The sequence below is a fragment of the Klebsiella sp. 10982 genome (genome assembly GCF_048589245.1).
Taxonomy (GTDB): domain Bacteria; phylum Pseudomonadota; class Gammaproteobacteria; order Enterobacterales; family Enterobacteriaceae; genus Klebsiella; species Klebsiella quasivariicola.
On sequence record NZ_JBMAXV010000002.1, the window covers coordinates 168,826 to 188,122 of the forward strand.

The following is a 19,297-nucleotide window of genomic DNA, read 5'->3' on the forward strand; positions in this document are numbered from 1 at the left end:
TTTTTGCCCTCATGATGAGGGCTATTGGGTAAGCAGGCCGTTGTCAGACGAATTGTTCTGCGCCGACAGCGACGTCGCCGCGCTACCCGCCCCCGCCGATACCACCACCGGATAGCCCGCCCTTCTCGACATCGCTTTTTTCAGCTGCAGGTCATCTACCGCTTTATCCTCTGCGAAGGCGTGAAACGCCGCAGGCAGCGTGTAAGCGATAGTCCGGGTGTTTTCCCCTTCGGTCTGCGATAGCGGCCTGTGGACCTCTACGTAGCGTTTCCCATCCGGTTCGACGGCAAACTTCACCGGCTGATTGATAATCCGTACCGGCGTCCCGGTTTTCACCTGGCTGAACAGCGCTTTGATGTCATCGGCGTTCATTCGCATACAGCCCGAGCTGACGCGCAGCCCAACGCTGTCCGGGGCATTAGTGCCATGAATCAAATATTCACCGTTACCGTAGGCCAGACGCAGCGCATAGCGGCCCAGGGGATTGTTCGGCCCGGCCGGCACCACCGCCGGCAGCGTCACCCCTTTTTCCAGCGAGCGCGCGCGGATGCCCGCGGTGGGCGTCCAGGTCGGATTGGGGATCTTCTGCCCAACGCGGGTGGTCATCTCCGGCGTTTCCAGCCCTAACTGGCCAATGCCCAGCGGATAGACCTGCACCTGATTCTCTCCCGGCGGGAAATAATACAGCCGCAGTTCGGCAAGGTTGACGACAATGCCTTCCCTCGGCACGTCGGGCAGCAGCATCTGAGAAGGGATCAAGACCTGGGTGCCGGGCTTCGGCTGCACCGGCGCAATCGTATCGTTGGCTTCGAGGATCAGCATCGCCGCGGTATCGAAATGGCGCGCAATCGCCTGCAGGTTGCGATCTCCCTCCTGGACCGTCCAGTACTGATTCTGTCCAATCAGCCGACTGTTGGCGGGAGGAAGCGGGTAATCAACGGCCCAGGCGGCCGTGGAGGCGCCAAGGGCGCTGAGAAGGGCTAAGGTGATCATCGTTTTGCGTTTCATACTGAGATTCCTTCTTTCGCTGATAAAACGCCAGGAGACTGAACGGCGGCAGGGTCAGTCCCCTGCCGGACGTAACAGAATGAAATCTACCTGTTTATTCTAGCTAATATTTGCGGCTTTCGCGCGTATCGCGCGGATCATGGCTTCGAGGCCTTGCGAGCGGGAGGGGGTGAGATGCTGGGTGAGCGCCATTTTTTCAAACCACGGGCGCACGTCGAACTCGGTGATGTCCTGAGCGGTCATCCGGTCATAAAGGATAAACACCACGGCAATCAGCCCTTTGACGATCGCCGCATCGCTGTCGCCGCGCAAGGTGATAACGCCGGAGGGATCCTGGTCCATCACGATCCACACCTGGCTTTGGCAGCCCTGAATAATGTGCTGCGGGCTGTGCTCCTCGGGGCTTAGCGGCGCCAGCCGCTGGCCCAGCTCAATGATATAGAGATACTTCTCTTCCCAGTTGGCGCAACGGCTAAAGTTACGCAACAGTTTGTCTTTGTCCGGTAATGCCACCATTGTCACGTCCTTTACCCTAACAGTTTGTGGATCCGCTGGAGGCCGGCCACCAGGCGGTCCACCTCTTCCGTGGTATTGTACATCGCCAGCGAGGCCCGACACATAGCCGGTACCTGATACCGGGCCATCAGCGGCATCGCACAGTGGTGGCCGGTTCGCACGGCGATCCCGTAGTTATCGAGGAAGCTGCCGACGTCATAGGCATGATGCTGACCGAGGTTAAAGGCAATCACCCCTTTACGCTGCGCGGGACCGTAAAGGATCAGATCCGGCACCGCGCGCAGGGCATCGAGAGCGTAGCGCATCAGGGTCTGCTCATACTCGGCAATCTGCGTCAGCCCAAGCTGGCTGACGTAGGTCAGCGCCGCGCCGAGGCCAATGATCCCCCCGGTATTGGGTGTGCCGGCCTCAAAGCGCCACGGCGCCTGATTCCAGGTGGTGCCCTCCGTCAGGCTGACGGTGGCGATCATCGACCCGCCCCCTTCCCACGGCGGCATCGCCTGCAGCAGTTCGGCCCGGGCGTAGAGCACGCCGATCCCGGTTGGGCCATACAGTTTGTGTCCGGAGAAAACATAAAAATCGCAGCCCAGCGCCTGGACGTCCACCGGGTGGTGCATCACCGCCTGGGCGCCATCCACCAGCACTTTCGCGCCATGCTGATGCGCGAGGGCAATCAGCGCCGCCAGCGGGTTTTCCGTCCCCAGCACGTTGGAAACCTCGGTAATCGCCAGCAGGCGGGTACGCTGATCAAACAGTCCCGGAACGACGTCCAGTTGCAGGGTGCCGTCCGGGTTCAGGGGGATCACCCGCAGCTCAGCCCCGACCCGGGCGCAGAGCATCTGCCACGGCACAATGTTGGCGTGGTGCTCCATCTCGCTGATGATGATGTTATCCCCGGCGCCGACGTTGGCGTTTCCCCAGCTGTTGGCCACCAGGTTGATGCCTTCGGTGGTGCCGCGGACAAACACCAGTTCCTCCGCCGATCCGGCGTTGAGGAAGCCGGCCGCCTGCTGGCGCACGGCTTCCATTCGCGCGGTGGCTTCCGCGCTGAGGGTATGGATCCCGCGGTGCACCGCCGCATAGCCGTGGCGATAAAATTCCGCTTCGGCGTCGATCACTGCTTCCGGTTTCTGGGCGCTGGCGGCGCTGTCAAGATAGACCAGCGGCTGGCCGTTAACCTCCCGGCTGAGTACCGGAAAATCGGCGCGAACCCGTTCAACTGAAAATGTCATACCGTGCCTCCCGGCAAACGCTGTCCAATCCGCGCCAGCACCTGCTCTCTGAGCGCATCGCTGCGGATAGCCTCGGTGAGCTCGGCGGCGAAGGCATAGAGGATCATCTGCTGCGCCGCCTGCTGTTCAATACCGCGCGAGCGCAGATAGAACAGCTGTTCTTCGTCAATGCGCCCCACCGTCGCCCCGTGGCTGCATTTCACGTCATCGGCGTAAATCTCCAGCTGCGGTTTAGTGTCGACCTCCGCCAGCCGTCCGAGCAGCAGATTGTTGTTGGTCATCTGGCCGTCGGTTTTCAGCGCGTGCGGCGCGACGTTGATCAGCCCGTTAAATACCGCCCGGCCCTTATCGCTGACGATGGTTTTGTGCAGCTGGCGGCTGGTGCAGTAGCCGACCTGATGGTCGAGCCAGGTGCGGCTGTCGCAGACCTCATTGTTCACCGGCATCGCCAGCGAATTGAGGCGCAGGTTGCTGTTTTCGCCGCCGAGGCGGGTGCTGGTATGATGACGCAGCACCTGACCGCCGAGCAGGAAACTGCTGCTGAAAGCCGAGGCATCGCGGCCCAGCAGCAGGTCGTTATGGGCGAAGTGGTAGCTGAGCGCATTCTCAAACGCCAGCTTGATATGCTGCAGATGCGCGTTATCGGCCACCGTCATGGTCAGTCGCCCGCCGGTGAAGTGCGGCTGCTCATTGAGGCTGAGGTAGTGCTCGACCACAGTCGCCTCCGCCCCGCTCTCCAGGGCCAGGTGATGGCGATAATGGGCGGTATTCAGCGCCTCGCCGGCCAGGCCGCGGGTGATATGCATCAGCAGCAACGGCTTATCCAGGCGACGGTTGCGCGGTACGCGAAGGCGGGTCACCGTCTGCGCCAGACTTTCGGTGAGATGGAGAAACACCTCCGGACGCAAAGCATCCGGCAGATGCTGGCGCTGGATATCAACGCTAACCTCCACGCCGCTGGCGGCGAGATCGTCGCTCAGCTCCGGATGGTAGCGGCCGTCGATAAACACTAGCCGCCAGGCATCCAGCGGCAGCGCCAGGGCATCGCGCTGTTCAGCGCTGAGAGACGCCCCCTCTTCAGCGACAAAGCGGCCGTTCAGTAGCGCATCCAGCGGGGTGTATTTCCAGTCCTCGTGCTTGCGCGTCGGCAGCCCCAGGCGCAGCAGCTGCTGCAGATGCTGGCTGGCCTCAGCCGTACGCTGGCCAGCCTGCGCTTCAAACAGATGGTGCCACTGCTGCAGCGCGTTACTGCTGTTCGGTAAGCCAGCCATAGCCCTGCTCCTCCAGTTGTTTGACCAGAGTGAAATCGCCCGACTTCACGATCCGCCCCTGATACAGCACGTGGACGTAATCCGGCTTGATATAGTCAAGGATGCGCTGATAGTGGGTGACGATGATAAAGGCGCGTTTGCCGTCGCGCAGCGAGTTGACGCCATCTGAGACAATCTTCAGGGCATCAATATCCAGCCCGGAATCCGATTCATCGAGAATGCACAGCTCAGGCTCAAGCACCGCCATCTGCAGAATGTCGTTACGCTTTTTCTCACCGCCGGAGAAACCAACGTTGACCGAACGGGTCAGGAGATCTTCCGGCATCTTCAGCAGCTTGATTTTCTCTTCCATTAAATCCTGGAAATCGAAACGATCCAGCGCCTCCTGGCCGCGATAGTTGCGCACGGCATTCAGCGCGGTCTGCAGAAAGAACTGATTGCTGACGCCGGGAATTTCCACCGGATACTGGAAAGCCATAAAGATGCCTTCTCCGGCGCGATCTTCCGGGGCGAGTTCCAGCAGGTCTTTACCCTTAAACTCAATGCGCCCGCCGGTGACCTCGTAATCCTCACGACCGGCCAGGGTGGCCGAAAGCGTACTTTTGCCTGAGCCGTTCGGCCCCATAATGGCGTGGACCTCGCCCGGGCGCACCTCAAGGTTGAGCCCGCGCAGGATCGCTTTCTCTTCGACGGCGACGTGTAAATCTTGAATACTTAACATCTTTTTTCCTTAATTATCAGCCGACGCTGTGTTCAAGGCTAATGGCCAGCAATTTTTGCGCCTCTACAGCGAACTCCAGCGGCAGTTCGGAGAAGACGTCTTTACAGAAGCCGTTGACGATCATCGAGATGGCATCGTCTTCACTGATCCCTCGCTGCAGGCAGTAGAACAGTTGATCTTCGCCAATCCGCGAGGTGGTCGCCTCGTGCTCCAGCTGGGCGCTGTTGTTGCGGCATTCGACATACGGGAAGGTATGGGCCCCGCAGTCCGGGCCGATCAGCATCGAATCGCACTGGGTGTAGTTGCGGGCGTTAGTGGCGGTCGGCATGATTTTGACCAGCCCGCGATAGCTGTTCTGGCTGTGCCCGGCGGAGATCCCCTTCGAAATAATGGTCGAGCGGGTGTTCTTACCGATATGGATCATTTTGGTGCCGGTGTCCGCCTGCTGGTGACCGCTGGTCAGCGCTACCGAGAAGAATTCGCCGATCGAGTTATCGCCGCGCAGGATGCAGCTGGGGTATTTCCAGGTGATGGCCGAGCCGGTTTCCGACTGAGTCCATGACATCTTGCTGTTCTCCCCTTCGCACAGCGCACGCTTGGTGACGAAGTTGAGAATGCCGCCGGTGTTGTTATCGCCGGGGAACCAGTTCTGCACCGTGGAGTATTTCACCTCCGCATCTTTATGGATGATGACTTCCACCACCGCGGCGTGCAGCTGATAGCTGTCGCGCACCGGCGCCGAGCAGCCTTCGATATAGCTCACATAGCTGCCTTCATCGGCCACCAGAATGGTGCGTTCAAACTGCCCGGTTTTTTCGGCGTTGATACGGAAATAGGTCGACAGCTCCATCGGGCAGCGGACGCCTTTCGGCACGTAGATAAAGGTGCCATCAGAAGCGACCGCAGCGTTCAGCGCGGCAAAAAAGTTGTCGTTGCCTGGCACTACGGTCCCAAGATACTTTTTCACCAGTTCCGGATGGTCGTGGATCGCCTCGCCGAAAGAACAGAAGATGATCCCCTGCTCGGCCAGCTTTTCGCGGTAGGTGGTCGCCACCGACACCGAGTCGAATATCGCATCCACCGCCACCTCGCGCCCTTCACGTACCGGCACGCCCAGCTGGTTAAAGGCTTCTTCCACCTCGCTGGTCAGGAAGGTATTGGCCCCGGTCTGCTGCACCGCGCCGGGCTCGGAGGCGCAGGTGTCATCGCAGTTACCGCAGGAGGGAGCGGAATAGTAGCTGTAATCCTGATAATTCAGCTTATCGTAATGCGCCTTCAGCCAGTGCGGCTCCTCCATTTCCAGCCATGCCCGGTAGGCATTGAGCCGAAATTCCAGCATCCACTGCGGCTCATTGCGGCGAGCGGAGATAGCCCGAACGACCTCTTCATTAATGCCTTTGGCCAGCTCATCGGTTTGCAGGCGAGTAAAAAAGCCTTCTTTGTAGTTGAGCGGGCCGCCGGTCCAGGTTTTGACATCGTCAGTTGCTTCAGTATTACGCGACATAGTTACTCCGCCTGCACCCCAAAACTTTCGCCACAGCCGCATTCGTGCTGCGCTTTCGGGTTATGAAATTTAAAGATTTCATTTAAACCTTCCCGGACGTAATCCAGCTCCGTGCCGTCAATGAACGGCATCGCCTGCAGCGGTGCCCACAGCTTCGCCCCGTCAGACTCAAAGAGCAGATCGTCGGCTGCCGGCTCGGCAATCATTTCGAGCACATAGGCAAAACCGGCGCAGCCGCTGGTTTTGATCCCCAGCCGTAGCCCTTTTTTGTCCGGCTGCTTGCGCATCAGATCGCGGATATGCGCGGCAGCGGCCGGCGTCATGGTCAGTCCCTGCCAGCTGAAATCGGCGGGATTAAAGGTTCCTGCTTGTACTTCCATCGATAGACCTCCAGGTTGGCGCCATCAAGGCATACCGCCATGTTAGTGATAATGATTATCACTTCAACCCTTCTGCAGCAGGGGTATTGCCCCCTTTAGCGCTTTTTATAAGCATAGACCCTCGCCCGGGGATTATCAGGGTGGGCAGGGTGAACTTAATCTTTTGATTTATAATATGTTATTCTGAAATCGTTCTATATCCGCACGCAATGGTAAAGATGTATCGAAAATACCGATTTATGCAATAGCAGATGACCCGGTTCCTGTTTATCGGGCAAGCGGGAGAAGGAAAAGTGACAGCGTCACCTAAAGGCCGATAAGGCGCAGAGCCAGTCGTTCAGGATGAGAAAGCGCCAGCCTGTGACGCTTTCGGCAAGAGACAATCGCAGCTCGCCTGGCTGCGATCACGGCAATGAAAACCGTGATGAAACGGGTAAAGGGATTGCCTGGCAGGGTAGCGGCTGGCTAGGTGCCTTTTCTGACCAGGCGGGCGGCTTGAACAAAAACCTCATCTTCCACCCCGTCCCCCTTCTGTCTGCCCAGTCTCACCAGTTCATCCACGATACTCCCTTGATTAATCTGCTTCTGTGTAGCCACTAAGCTAATGACCGCCGCGCCGATGGCCATGCCAATCAATGCCGTTTGTTCGTCTTTATCTTTCATGCTATCGCTCCGTCTGTCCTCCTCAGAAAGGCTAGCAAAAGATACCACCAGCTCAATTTCAAATTCATCTTCTTTACACCTCCCGGAAAACGCGGGCGCCGCGCTGACCTCTCCTTCCCCCTGGTGGCGATGGCGCAAAGCGCTGTCGCCTCATGCCGGGTCTTTATTTTGCCGGCTTCACGTTGCGCGAAAATAAACAAAATAACGTCGTTGCCGCCTGACCCTAAAACGAAATAATACCCGCAGCGATAATTCTGGATTATTCCCTCAGGGAATAGCGAGGATGCTAATATTTCATTTCCCCCGCGTTTTTCAGAAGCCTATAGTTTTTTTACCTGCAGAACATCCACTTAGGTTTAAAAAGATAAGGACATAATAATGATTGTTTCAGCCCCCAGTGATTATCGCGAAGCCGCTCGCCGCCGTCTGCCACGCTTTCTGTTTGATTATATTGACGGTGGCGCGGTGGCGGAAAATACCATGAACGCCAACGCTACCGAGCTTGCCTCGGTAGCCCTTCGCCAGCGCGTGCTGTGCGGGGCGGGCGAACCGACGCTGGCCACCACGATCCTTGATGCAGCATGGGCGATGCCCGTGGCGCTGGGGCCGGTCGGCGCCACCGGAATGTACGCCCGCCGCGGCGAAGTCCAGGCGGCCCGCGCCGCCTCCCGCGCAGGCATCCCGTACACCTTATCCACGGTGTCGGTCTGCTCCATTGAAGAGGTGGCAAGCCAGGCCAGCGGCGCGCTCTGGTCCCAGCTGTACGTGCTGAAAGATCGCGGCTACATGCGCAATGCGCTGGAGCGCGCGTGGGCTGCTGGCATGAAAACCCTGGTATTCACCGTCGATATGCCGATCCCCGGCTCGCGGTATCGCGATAACCGCTCAGGGATGTCCGGGCCGCACGCCACCCTGCGACAGTATCTCCAGGCCTGTACTCATCCACGCTGGGCAATGAACGTCGGGCTGGCGGGCAGGCCTTTGTCGTTTGGTAATATCGAAGCCTACACCGGCCATAAAATGACCATGAACGACTATATGGGGTTCATCAGCAACAACTTCGACCCGTCCATCGCCTGGCACGATCTGGAGTGGATCCGCGACAGCTGGCAAGGGAAATTAATCATCAAAGGGATCCTCGATGCCGACGATGCGCGCAATGCCGTGCGCCTCGGCGCCGATGGCATTGTGGTGTCGAATCATGGCGGCAGACAGCTCGATGGCGCCATCCCCACTGCCAGGGCGCTACCAAGGGTGGTGGACGCGGTCGGTGACGATCTGACGGTACTTGCGGACTCCGGAGTGCGATCCGGCGTGGACGTCATTCGCCTGCTGGCCCTCGGCGCGAAGGGCGTGCTGCTCGGTCGGGCCTATATTTATGCCCTGGCCGCGGCGGGCGAAGCGGGCGTGGCGCATCTGCTGCACTTATTTGCCGAGGATATGAAGGTCACCATGACCCTCACCGGCGCGACCTCGCCATCGGCCATCAGCCTCGATTGCCTCGACCGCCTCGAACGGGACCAACACCGCACCCAGGCGGTGCCGGTATCCCTAACCGCCTGACCGCATCCCTGGCCAGGCCCGGGTTACCCCTGAGCATTCAGCGCCGGCTGTTGTACCGCCGGCACCGGACGGATGCGGAACCAGATCGCGTACATGGCTGGCAGGAAGATCAGGGTCATGATGGTTCCCCCCAGCGTCCCGCCGATCAACGTATAGGCCAGCGTTCCCCAGAAGACCGAATGGGTGAGCGGAATGAACGCCAGGATCGCTGCCAGCGCGGTCAACAGAACCGGGCGGGCGCGCTGCACCGTCGCCTCCACCACCGCGTGAAACGGATCGAGCCCCGCCTGCTCGTTATGATGAATTTGGCCAATCAGGATCAGCGTATTGCGCATCAGGATCCCCGATAGTGCAATCAGGCCCACCAGGGCATTGATGCCAAACGGCTGATTGAACAGCAGCAGTGTCGGCACCACGCCAATCAGCCCCAGCGGCGCGGTGAGGAAAACCATGACCATCGCCGACAGCGAACGCACCTGCAGGATAATGATCAGCAGCGTGAGGGCGATCATGATGGGAAATAACGGCACCATCGCCCGCGTGGCTTTGCCTGACTCCTCGATCGACCCCGCCGTCTCTATGCGATACCCCGGCGGCAGCGCGTCGATAATGGGCTGCAGCGGTTTCATCAGCGCGGTGGAGACATCCGGCGGCTGCAGGTTATCCGCGACATCTCCCCGGACGGTGATGGTCGGCATGCGATCGCGACGGCGAAGCAGCGGGTCCTCCATTCTGATCGCCACGTCGCCAATCTGTGACAAGGGAACCCGCTGCCCGCCGCTACCCACCAGGGTGAAGTCGGCGATTTTCGCCGGGTCCAGCCGGATATCGCCCGCTGCGCGCCCGATGACCTGCACGGCGCGAATATCTTCCCGGACGGTGGTGATGGGGATCCCTGACAGCAGGAACTGCAGCTGCTGGGCGACAGACTGGGAGCTGAGTCCGCTCGCCTGCAGCCGGTCCTGATTGAGGCTGAAATGCATCACTGGCACCCGCGACCCCCAGTCGGTATTGACGGTGCGCATCAGCGGACTGGCCTGCAGCACCGATTTAATCCGATCGGCGATGTCGCGCAGAGTGTGCGGATCGGGTCCCATTACCCGCCAGGCGACCGGATAAGGCGAATAAGGGCCAAACACCAGCTGAGTGACGCGCACCCGCGCTTCCGGCGCCAGGCCATTGGCCACCGCCTCCCGCAGCCGCCGCTTGAGCGCCTCGCGGGCATCCTGCCCGTCGGTCAACACCACCAGTTTGGCGAAGGAGGGATCGGGCAACTCCGGGGCCATCGCCAGGTAAAAGCGCGGTGCGCCCTGGCCGATATAGCTGGTGACAATCTTCGCCTCCGGTTGCTGCTGCAGCCAGTGCTCAATTTTCGCCGTCGCGGCGCTGGTCTGGCTAATCGACGACCCGTAAGGCAGCTGCACTTCAACCAGCACTTCCGGGCGATCGGAGGTGGGGAAAAACTGCTTTTTCACCACGCTCATGCCCAGTATCGCCACGATAAATAACACCACCACGCTGGCGGCCACGCGCCATTTGCGGGCGATCACCCGGGTCAGCAGCCGACGGAAACGCTGATAGCGCGGGGTGTCATACAGCGCGGCGTGGCCTGCCGCCGCGGGCTTTCTGTCCGGCAACAGGTGCACCCCCAGCCACGGGGTAAAAATCACCGCCACAATCCAGGAGGCAATCAGCGCGATACCGACGATCCAGAACACGTTGCTGGCGTACTCCCCGGCGGTGGACTGCGCAAATCCATTGGGCATAAAGCCCACGGCCGTCACCAGGGTACCGGCCAGCATGGGCGCCGCGGTATGGCTCCAGGCATAGGCCGAGGCTTTAAGGCGGTCGTACCCCTCCTCCATTTTGACCACCATCATTTCGATGGCAATGATGGCATCATCCACCAGCAGGCCCAGGGCGAGGATCAGCGAGCCAAGCGTAATGCGATCGAAGTTTTTGCCGGTCGCCTCCATCACCACAAACACCACGGCCAGGGTTAAAGGCACCGCCGCCGCGACCACCACGCCCACGCGCCACCCCATGCTGACAAAGCACACCGCCATCACCACCAGCAGGGCGACAAAGAATTTGATCATGAACTCATCGACCGCGGCGCTGATATTCACCGACTGATCGGTCACTTTGCTCAACGACATGCCGAGCGGCAGGTCCTGATTGATGCTGACCGTTTCGGCATCCAGCGCTTTCCCCAGCGCCAGGCCATTCCAGCCCTCGCGCATCACCACCCCCAGCAGCAGCGCCGGTTCGCCCTGATGGCGGATCAGGAAGGTCGCGGGATCTTCATATCCCCGCTCAACCGTGGCGACATCGGCCAGTTTCAGCGTTCTGCCCCCGGCAATAATCGGCGTGTCGCGGATCGGCTGCAGGCGGTCGAACGCCCCATCGAGGCGGATAAAGATCTGCCCGCCCCGGGTCTCGATGGCCCCGGCCGCGGTCAGCACATTCTGGCTGTTCAGCGCGGCGAAAATCGCCTCTGGCGAGAGGCCCAGGGTGGCGAGACGGTCATGAGAAAACGAGAGATAAATGCGTTCCGCCTGTTCACCGAGAATATTCACTTTTTTCACCCCGGGAACATGCAGCAACCGCTGGCGCAGGGCTTCGGCGTCACGCACCAGCTGCCGCGGCGGTTCACCCCGCGCTTTCAGGGCAAAAAGGGCGAAGGTGACATCGGCGAATTCGTCATTCATCATCGGGCCGGAGACGCCGGCAGGCAGGTTTTTCGCCTCGTCGCCCAGCTTTTTGCGCGCCTGATAAAACTGCTCCGGCACCTCGGAAGGCGGTGTCTGGTCCTGCAGCGACAGGGTGATCAACGCCATGCCAGGGCGGGTATAGGTCTCAGTGCGATCGTACCACTTCAGCTCCTGGAGCCGTTTTTCCAGCGGCTCGGCGACCTGATCCTGCATCTCCTGGGCGGTGGCGCCGGGCCAGACGGTAATGACCGTCATTTGCTTGACCGTGAAGGGCGGATCTTCCGCCCGCCCGAGTCCGAAGAACGCCACCAGCCCGGCAACGGAGATGAGGATAATTAAAAACAGGGTCACCGACCGCTCGCGGACGGCCAGCGCGGAGAGGTTAAAACGCCCGACGCTCATGGCTGGCTCCCGGCGGCATCATGCTCGCGTCGTTCCGCCAGCCGCACCACTTCACCCTGGTGCAGGAGATGGGCGCCCAGGGCGACGATCGGTTCGCCGGGCTTCAGCGGGCCGCTCACCCGCGCCGTTTCATCATTCAGGCCGAGCACGGTCACCGGTTGCCAGGAGACGGTAGCCGGACGGGAGGCAATGCGCCAGACGCCAGGGCCGTTGCCCGGATCGTAGAGCGACGCCAGGGGCACCTCCAGCACCTCGCCTGGCGCCTGGCCGTTGCCGATGCGCAGGGTCACGGTAGATCCCAGCGGGGCGTTGGCCAGGGCGCCGTTCAGCACGTAGCGCGCTTCAAAGGTGCGGGTGGTGGCGTCAGCCGCGTCCGAAAGCAGTCGCAGGGTCGCGGTGACCGGCTGAGATTCGCTGCCATAGCGTGTCGCCAGCGCCTCGCTGCCGACCGCCGGGCGCAGCGTCTCCGGCAGCTGAACTCGCGCCTCACGCTGCCCCGCCCGCGCCAGGCGGATCACCACCTGCCCGGCGCTGACCACCTGCCCCGGCTCGGCGAGCGTTTCCACTACCACGCCGTCAGCGTCTGCCAGCAGTCCGGCATAGCCGGTGGCGTTTTGCGCTACATTGGCCTGCGCCTGAGCCGCGCTCAGGTCGGCTCTCGCCGCCTCTGCCGCGGCGTTAATCTGGTCAAACTCCGCGGCCGAAACGGCGCCGCTCGCCACCAGGCCGCGATAGCGGGCCAGATCGTTGGCCGCTTTCCTGGCCCGCGCCCGCGCAGCATCCACGGCCCGCTGTTGCGACTGCGCCTGCAGGGTTAAGTCAGCCGGATCCAGGCGCAGCAGCAGTTGACCGTGCCTGACGCTCTGCCCGGTCTCCACCAGCCGGGCAAGGATTTTTCCCGACACCCTGAAGCCGAGATCGCTTTGAGTTCGGGCCACCACCACGCCGGTAAAGGCCCGCGAGCTGGCCTCAGCGCGCTCGACGGTCGCTACCCGAACCAGCGGCGGCCGGATGCGGGGGTCGTCATGATCGGCAGGTTCGCCGCAGCCCGCGAGGGCCAGCGGCAGGAAGCAGACGGCAAAATGGACGGCGTTGAGCCTGAGCATGGGTCACCTTAATGAAAAGACCGGATGGTGAGCGCATTCTCAGACGAGTGACCAATAAAGTCAATGGTCACTAATCAGGGGGAGAGACTTCTCAGGATCAGGGAGGAAAGCAACACCGCCGCGGTGGGGGCGGTGTCGAGATTGTATTGCAACTGCACCGGGTTGATGAAAGGACACATCACCATATAGACCGCCAGGGTCGCCTCATCCAGCGGGGTTTTGCGCTCGAACTCACCCGCCTGGCGGCCTTCGACAAGGATTTGACCAATCAGCTGCTGCAGATGACCGGCATACTGTTCCGTTGAAGGCCATTTATCGCGCGCCGCGACGGCGGCGATGTCGTACAGTTTGCGATCCTCGAAAAACAGTTCACTGCCGGCCTCGGTCAGCGCCCGGAACAGGCGGCGCAGTTTCTCACTGGCGGAGGGCGCATCGGCGATGGCCTCGCTGACAGCCACCATGATCCTCTCCAGCCGGCTGGCGCAAATCGCCTCGCCAATCGCCTGCTTGGAATCGAAGAATTTATAGATATAGGCTTTGGAAAAGCCTATCGCTTTGGCGAGATCGGTGACCGTCGTTTTCTCATAGCCATAGCGACTAAAGTGCGCCATGGCCGCGTCAAGAATCTGGTCCCGAACGCTGTGGTCATGGGGACCACGGCTTGCAGGGGTGGGGGTATTTTTCGTCATCCGTTTAGCTTAATGCGATCGTTGTCGTTTGACAACGAGTGACGTTATTATGATTTAGTCACAATATCACCCCTGGCTATGATCCGCTCTCGCACGTCTCGGTGTTTATCTCGCCAGCGGGCAGACACCCCAGGCCTTGCAGCGTCTGAAGCACCGCGCTGTCGAGTGGGGTATGCGGCTCCGCGCCCAGAAAATCAACCAGTTTATCGTTGCGCAGGCGTACCGGCAGACGCCAGAGATACTGAATCTCGACCATTTCGCGCAGAGTGGCGTTGAAGGGCGCAGCCAGCTTCACCAGCCACCAGGGAAAGGATTTCACTGCCGCCCTGCCGCCATAGCGGGCGACCACCCGCTGGATAGCCTGACTCATTTCGCTGCCGTCCGGGTCCCAGTGGCCCTGCATATGAAAGCGGGCAAACGGCTCAAGCTCATGTCGGCGGGCCAGCAACGCGGCAATGGTGGCGGCGACGTCGGGCAGCCAGGCCCACTGATGCCCTACGCCGATTGTCCCCGGGTAGCGAATGATGCGAGGAAGCTGGCCAGGCTTGATCAGCCCCTGAGAAAACCAGTTATTCCCGGCACGCGGACCAAAAAAATCCCCCGCCCGGACAATCAACACCCGGCCACCGCGCTGCACGTAATCCTCCAGCGCCTGCTCCATCTCCACCCGAATAGCGCCTTTACGGGTCACCGGTTGCTGAGGGGCCGCTTCATCAATCAGCGGAAACGCATCCGGTCCATAGTTGTAGGCTGTGCCGGGCAGGACAACTAACGCCTGCTGCCGTTCGGCAGCCTGCAGGGTGTTGCGCAGCATGGGCAGTACCTGCTGCCGCCAGTGCCGGTAGCCCGGCGGGTTCACCGCATGGACGATAACGTCGCAACCGGCAGCCGCCGCCGCAACCTGTCCGACATCCAGCGCGTCGCCTGCTATCCACTGGATGCCATCAGCGGGATCGCGAATCTGAGCCCCGCGCTTCAGCGCCCGAACCTGCCAGTTGTTCGCCACCAGCCGGCGCGCCACTTCCCCGCCGATGCCCCCGCTTGCTCCCAGAATAAGGACCTTGCCGCTGCTGTTCATCATCTTTCCCCGTGTGCGAATGGATGCTTGACAGCCTACCTGCGGCTCATATCAAATGAAATTGCATACCATCATCGAGCAGCTATACATTTTTGTATGAATACCTCTATTCCCTGGGAGTGGTACCGAACTTTTCTCGCCGTGCTGCAGGAAGGCTCCTTATCAGGCGCATCGCGCACCCTGAACATCACCCAGCCGACGGCGGGGCGCCATATTGCCGGGCTGGAGGCCGCGCTCGGCCAGGCTTTATTTACCCGCTCGCAGACCGGCCTGCTGGCGACCGACGCGGCGCTGGCGCTGCGGGTACACGCCGAGGCAATGGACAACACCGCCCGGGCGCTGGCACGCACGGCGGCTAACTTTAGTCGCGACAGCGCCGATCTGCGGGGGGTGGTGCGGGTGGCCGCCAGCGAGGTGGTCGGCGCCGAGGTGCTGCCGCCGCTGGTTGCCCGGCTCAGGCAAGCGTGCCCGCTTATCGTCATCGAGCTGATGCTCTCCAATCGTGTTCAGGATCTGCTTCACCGGGAGGCGGATATCGCAGTGCGGATGGTCGCGCCGCAGCAGGAGCAGCTTATCGCCCGCCGTCTCGGCAGGATCGAGCTTGGGTTACATGCTACCGCCGCCTACCTGACGCGCCAGGGGCAGCCCGCTACCCTTGACGATCTGGCCTGCCACGCGCTGATTGGTTTTGACAGCGCCACGCCCCTCGTTCGCCGGGCCCTGGCGCGCTACCCCCGTTTTCAGCGCGAGGCCTTCGCGATGCGGACCGATAGCGACCTCGCCCAGCTGAACCTGATCCGCGCCGGGGCGGGGATTGGCATCTGCCAGGTGCCCCTTGCTAATGGCATTATTCCCCTGCAGCGAGTGCTGGCAGCCGACTTTTCTCTGGATCTTGACACCTGGCTGGTGATGCATGAGGACCTGCGTCACAGTCCCGCCTGCAAGCGGGTATTTGATTTTCTCGCCCAGGGGTTGCAGGCGTACATCGCCGGCCCGATGACGAGCTGATCCCCGGGCGCACGCCTGTCTCGCCCGGGGAAGGTCGCGGGAACGCCCCCGCCTTACCTGGCCGCCAGCTCGCGGCGAACGATCTCGGCGCCGGCGCTCAGAGCATGCAGTTTGCCGGTCGCGACATGGCGCGGCAGCGGCGCCATACCGCAGTTGGTGGATGGGTAGAGTTTATCGGCATCGACGAACGCCAGCGCCTTGCGCAGGGTACCGGCCACCTCTTCCGGGGTTTCGATAGCATGGCTGGCGACATCGATCGCCCCGACCATCACTTTTTTACCGCGGATCAGTTCCAGCAGGTCCATCGGCACCCGCGAGTTATGGCACTCGAGAGAGATAATATCGAGGGACGACTTCTGCAGTTGCGGGAAGGCTTCTTCATACTGGCGCCACTCGGAGCCCAGCGTCTTTTTCCAGTCGGTATTCGCCTTGATGCCATAGCCGTAGCAGATATGGACCGCCGTCTCACACTTCAGCCCTTCGGTGGCGCGTTCTAACGCGGCGATCCCCCAGTCGTTGACTTCATCGAAGAAGACGTTAAAGGCAGGCTCATCGAACTGAATAATATCAACCCCGGCGGCCTCGAGCTCTTTCGCCTCCTGATTGAGGATTTTGGCAAACTCCCAGGCCAGTTTTTCCCGGCTTTTATAGTGGTTGTCATACAGGGTATCAATCATCGTCATCGGGCCCGGCAGCGCCCATTTAATCGGCTGGCGAGTGAGCTGGCGCAAATAGCGTGCGTCCTCCACGAAGACCGGTTTCTGGCGCTCCACGGCGCCTACCACCGTCGGGACGCTCGCCTCATAGCGGTTACGAATTTTCACGATCTCGCGTTTGGTAAAATCAACGCCGCTGAGGTGCTCAATAAAGGTCGTGACAAAGTGTTGACGCGTTTGCTCGCCGTCGCTGACGATATCGATCCCGGCGCGCAGCTGGTCATCGAGGGATAAACGCAGGGCGTCGCGCTTGCCGGCCAGTAATTCTTCGCTGGACAGTTTCCAGGGCGACCACAACGTTTCTGGCTGCGCCAGCCAGGAGGGTTTCGGTAAACTGCCGGCGGTCGAAGTGGGAAGCCATGTTTTCATAATAAGGAACCTTCTGTTTTTAAATTAGCACAGCGCGAAATTAGCAGACCATTGCTCAAGCAACGTCTTGTGCGGATTAATAAAATGCTGTTGGGTAAATTTACCCTGCTCTATCGCCAGCAGGCTGCGCTCTTCCCGGTCATAAACAATTTTGGTTAATGAATGATCCTGGTGATGAAGATTGGGCTGATAGTATTGGCCTGCCGCGGAATTGGCATTGTAAATCTCCGGGCGATATATTTTCTGAAACGTCTCCATCGTGCTGATGGTTGCGATCAGTTCCAGGCTGGTGTAATCGCTGAGCAGATCGCCGGTAAAATAAAAGGCCAACGGCGCAACGCTGTGTTTCGGCATAAAATAGCGCACCTGCAGACCCATTTTGCTGAAATAGCGCTCGGTCAGCGAGACACCTTCCTGAGCATATTCAATGCCGAGGACCGGATGTTCATTGCCGGTGCGGCGATACACATCTTTACTGGACACGCTCAGGCAAATCACCGGCGCCTTGCTGAAGCTGGCCCGCCAGGCACTGGATTGCACGAAATCTTTAAAGATATTGCCATGCAGCTCGCCAAAGTTTTCCGGCACGCTGAAGGTACTCTGGTCTTTATTATGTTCCAGCAGCAGCACGCTAAAATCATAATCCCGGACATAGGAGGAGAAGTTATTGCCGACGATGCCGGCATGGCGTTCACCGGTCTTGTTATCGACAATATGCGTTTGCAGGATCTCTATTACCGGAAAGCTGGCCTCCTGAGCAATATTCATCTCGACAGAAATAATATCCAGTTCGATCGCATAACGATCGCTGTGGGGATTATCCCAGTGCGCCAGGGTATTAAAGCGGTTATTCATCATGATTAACGTATTGCGCAGATTTTCCTGACGGTTCTCCCCTCTGGCTAAATTGGCAAAGTTGGTGGTAATACGCGTATTTTCCGCAGGGTTATAATTTTCATCAAACCGGCTGCGGGTAATCGTATAGGTAAATTCGTTATTCATGGCGATAGTCCATCCTGGTGTCGGGCATAAGCGTAATACTCTCCCAGGCAAGGCAAAGTCAGGCCTGGCGCGCTTCAACCGATAAATGTTGTTGATTCGTTAATGAGTCTATTTTTGCCAGAGTCAGCGATGGAGGGAAAGCGACTTAAATTCATTGCAACATGAGCCATCCTCATGTTGGTCCGTTCGCTGGCGATAGCGAGGTGCGGAACGGGCGTGCGCCATTGCGCCGCGATCACAGACGCCAGTTTAAGCAGCGTCCGGTCAATAATCATTTGTTCGGTGAATGTATACCAGGGTACAATCTTTAACCATTCTAATACGTGCTTTGACGTTGCCGCCGTACCCGTTTAGCTGGAGCTGTTGTCGTAAATAATGATTGTTGATATCAGTATTATGTCGATGTGCATGGCCGTGCTGCTCATTATGAGCGTGCTGCTGAACTAAGATGCTTCCCCAATGACACAAGCTCTCATCTGACCTTCACATTCGCGAAGAAAAAAGGAGATTCAGAGGATTCGCGCCGTATGGGATTGTCCTGCCTGCCGCCGCCCTCTACTCTTTTGCTACTTGCTTATGGAGGAATACCAGATGAAAAAAGCGCTAACTGCCCTGTTCGCTATCGCCGCGGTTGCCGCCGCCAGCGCCTTTGCGGCCGATAAAACCGACGTCCCGGCGCCCGCCGTTGATAACGGAGCCCGCCCTCCGCTGGAGATGGGCCGTGGCCCGCTGCCGCCGTTCCCGCCGCAGCTTCCGCCGCACAGACCGGTGCTGTTTTCGGCCACGGTAGCGACCGATACGCCGGTGGAAACCATTAACAAACTGACCACGTTGATCCCCGCCAGTCAGGCGAAACACTACGAAGTTCACGTTGAGGTGGTGCCCGTTGGAGAGTGAGCCGACTGAAAGTGCTGACGGCATTCCACTTTGCCGCGAGCCATAAAAAAAGCTGCCGCTTATCGCGGCAGCCTTTGTTTACGTCGTTAAAGCAGACTGGCTGGTGATTAGCTACGCACTTTACGGTAGATAAACAGCACGACCAGCGCACCGATAACCGCTACCACGAAGCTACCGAAATTAAAGCCATCGACCTTACCAAAACCAAACAGGGTACTGATCCAGCCGCCGACCACCGCACCGATGATCCCCAGAATAACCGTTACAATAAACCCGCCGCCGTCTTTCCCCGGCATAATCCACTTGGCTAAAATACCGGCAATAAGTCCAAAAATGATCCAGGAAAGAATACCCATGGTTAACCGTCCTCTTGTTACCTTTAAGCATTTAGTATTGAAAAGAGTAGCATATATAACGAGAGTGGATCGGCAATTATATATTTATTAGATAATTCCTTG

General features: G+C 59.6%; 18 protein-coding genes. 3 read left to right on the forward strand and 15 right to left on the reverse strand.

What is annotated here, in order from left to right; genetic code table 11:
* Positions 1-21: 21 nt before the first annotated feature.
* The 8 genes from ldtE to ACKLKD_RS02445 all read right to left on the reverse strand — a co-directional run bounded on the left by ldtE (position 22) and on the right by ACKLKD_RS02445 (position 7,295).
* Positions 22-1,008, reverse strand: coding sequence for a L,D-transpeptidase LdtE (gene ldtE / locus ACKLKD_RS02410; protein WP_025712070.1), 987 nt, complete (start codon positions 1,006-1,008; stop codon positions 22-24).
* Positions 1,009-1,107: 99 nt separating this feature from the next.
* Positions 1,108-1,524 carry a cysteine desulfuration protein SufE gene (gene sufE, locus ACKLKD_RS02415; RefSeq protein WP_025712069.1) on the reverse strand — a complete coding sequence of 139 codons (417 nt, stop codon included), beginning with the start codon at positions 1,522-1,524 and terminating at the stop codon, positions 1,108-1,110.
* Positions 1,525-1,535: 11 nt separating this feature from the next.
* The gene (gene sufS, locus ACKLKD_RS02420) at positions 1,536-2,756 is read right to left on the reverse strand and encodes a cysteine desulfurase SufS (protein WP_025712068.1); all 1,221 of its coding nucleotides are present in this window, start codon (positions 2,754-2,756) and stop codon (positions 1,536-1,538) included.
* Positions 2,753-4,027: a Fe-S cluster assembly protein SufD gene (gene sufD / locus ACKLKD_RS02425; RefSeq protein ID WP_080896709.1), complete on the reverse strand. Its 1,275-nt coding sequence runs from the start codon at positions 4,025-4,027 to the stop codon at positions 2,753-2,755. Before sufD ends, sufS begins: the two co-directional genes overlap by 4 nt.
* A complete protein-coding gene (gene sufC / locus ACKLKD_RS02430) occupies positions 4,002-4,748 on the reverse strand; it encodes a Fe-S cluster assembly ATPase SufC (protein ID WP_025712066.1) in 747 nt (248 codons plus the stop codon). Before sufC ends, sufD begins: the two co-directional genes overlap by 26 nt.
* Before the next feature lie 16 nt (positions 4,749-4,764).
* On the reverse strand, positions 4,765-6,252 hold the full coding sequence (sufB, locus tag ACKLKD_RS02435) for a Fe-S cluster assembly protein SufB (protein ID WP_025712065.1): 1,488 nt from the start codon (positions 6,250-6,252) through the stop codon (positions 4,765-4,767).
* A 2-nt stretch (positions 6,253-6,254) separates the two neighbouring features.
* A complete protein-coding gene (gene sufA / locus ACKLKD_RS02440; protein WP_025712064.1) occupies positions 6,255-6,632 on the reverse strand; it encodes a Fe-S cluster assembly scaffold SufA in 378 nt (125 codons plus the stop codon).
* A gap of 465 nt (positions 6,633-7,097) precedes the next feature.
* Positions 7,098-7,295 carry a hypothetical protein gene (locus ACKLKD_RS02445; RefSeq protein ID WP_004203090.1) on the reverse strand — a complete coding sequence of 66 codons (198 nt, stop codon included), beginning with the start codon at positions 7,293-7,295 and terminating at the stop codon, positions 7,098-7,100.
* Between the two features lie 378 nt (positions 7,296-7,673).
* Between ACKLKD_RS02445 and lldD the strand changes: the two genes are divergently transcribed.
* Positions 7,674-8,858 carry an FMN-dependent L-lactate dehydrogenase LldD gene (lldD, locus tag ACKLKD_RS02450; RefSeq protein ID WP_025712063.1) on the forward strand — a complete coding sequence of 395 codons (1,185 nt, stop codon included), beginning with the start codon at positions 7,674-7,676 and terminating at the stop codon, positions 8,856-8,858.
* Positions 8,859-8,881: 23 nt separating this feature from the next.
* Here the strand turns inward: lldD and ACKLKD_RS02455 are convergent, their stop codons facing one another.
* The 4 genes from ACKLKD_RS02455 to ACKLKD_RS02470 all read right to left on the reverse strand — a co-directional run bounded on the left by ACKLKD_RS02455 (position 8,882) and on the right by ACKLKD_RS02470 (position 14,847).
* Positions 8,882-11,974: an efflux RND transporter permease subunit gene (locus ACKLKD_RS02455; protein ID WP_087805186.1), complete on the reverse strand. Its 3,093-nt coding sequence runs from the start codon at positions 11,972-11,974 to the stop codon at positions 8,882-8,884.
* The gene (locus ACKLKD_RS02460; RefSeq protein WP_087805184.1) at positions 11,971-13,080 is read right to left on the reverse strand and encodes an efflux RND transporter periplasmic adaptor subunit; all 1,110 of its coding nucleotides are present in this window, start codon (positions 13,078-13,080) and stop codon (positions 11,971-11,973) included. The genes ACKLKD_RS02455 and ACKLKD_RS02460 overlap by 4 nt, the downstream gene beginning before the upstream one ends.
* Before the next feature lie 74 nt (positions 13,081-13,154).
* On the reverse strand, positions 13,155-13,769 hold the full coding sequence (locus ACKLKD_RS02465; protein WP_087805182.1) for a TetR/AcrR family transcriptional regulator: 615 nt from the start codon (positions 13,767-13,769) through the stop codon (positions 13,155-13,157).
* A gap of 76 nt (positions 13,770-13,845) precedes the next feature.
* Positions 13,846-14,847, reverse strand: a complete 1,002-nt coding sequence (locus tag ACKLKD_RS02470) for an NAD-dependent epimerase/dehydratase family protein (RefSeq protein ID WP_087805179.1) — start codon at positions 14,845-14,847, stop codon at positions 13,846-13,848.
* 96 nt (positions 14,848-14,943) lie between these two features.
* Between ACKLKD_RS02470 and ACKLKD_RS02475 the strand changes: the two genes are divergently transcribed.
* Entirely contained in the window at positions 14,944-15,855 is a 912-nt protein-coding gene (locus ACKLKD_RS02475; protein ID WP_087805177.1) for a LysR family transcriptional regulator, read from the forward strand.
* Between the two features lie 53 nt (positions 15,856-15,908).
* Here ACKLKD_RS02475 and ACKLKD_RS02480 read toward each other — a convergent pair whose 3' ends face one another.
* Together ACKLKD_RS02480 and ACKLKD_RS02485 are read right to left on the reverse strand one after the other, a co-directional pair.
* Complete coding sequence (locus ACKLKD_RS02480) at positions 15,909-16,940, reverse strand: methionine synthase (protein WP_025712057.1); 1,032 nt, start codon at positions 16,938-16,940, stop codon at positions 15,909-15,911.
* Between the two features lie 24 nt (positions 16,941-16,964).
* Positions 16,965-17,942 (reverse strand): DUF1852 domain-containing protein, encoded by a 978-nt coding sequence (locus tag ACKLKD_RS02485; RefSeq protein WP_025712056.1) that lies wholly within the window; start codon positions 17,940-17,942, stop codon positions 16,965-16,967.
* 591 nt (positions 17,943-18,533) lie between these two features.
* Here ACKLKD_RS02485 and ACKLKD_RS02490 point away from each other — a divergent pair.
* Positions 18,534-18,839, forward strand: coding sequence for a hypothetical protein (locus ACKLKD_RS02490; RefSeq protein WP_025712055.1), 306 nt, complete (start codon positions 18,534-18,536; stop codon positions 18,837-18,839).
* 107 nt (positions 18,840-18,946) lie between these two features.
* On the opposite strand, the gene ACKLKD_RS02495 is transcribed toward ACKLKD_RS02490, so the two are convergent.
* Positions 18,947-19,195, reverse strand: coding sequence for a GlsB/YeaQ/YmgE family stress response membrane protein (locus ACKLKD_RS02495; protein ID WP_002909014.1), 249 nt, complete (start codon positions 19,193-19,195; stop codon positions 18,947-18,949).
* Positions 19,196-19,297: the final 102 nt, after the last annotated feature.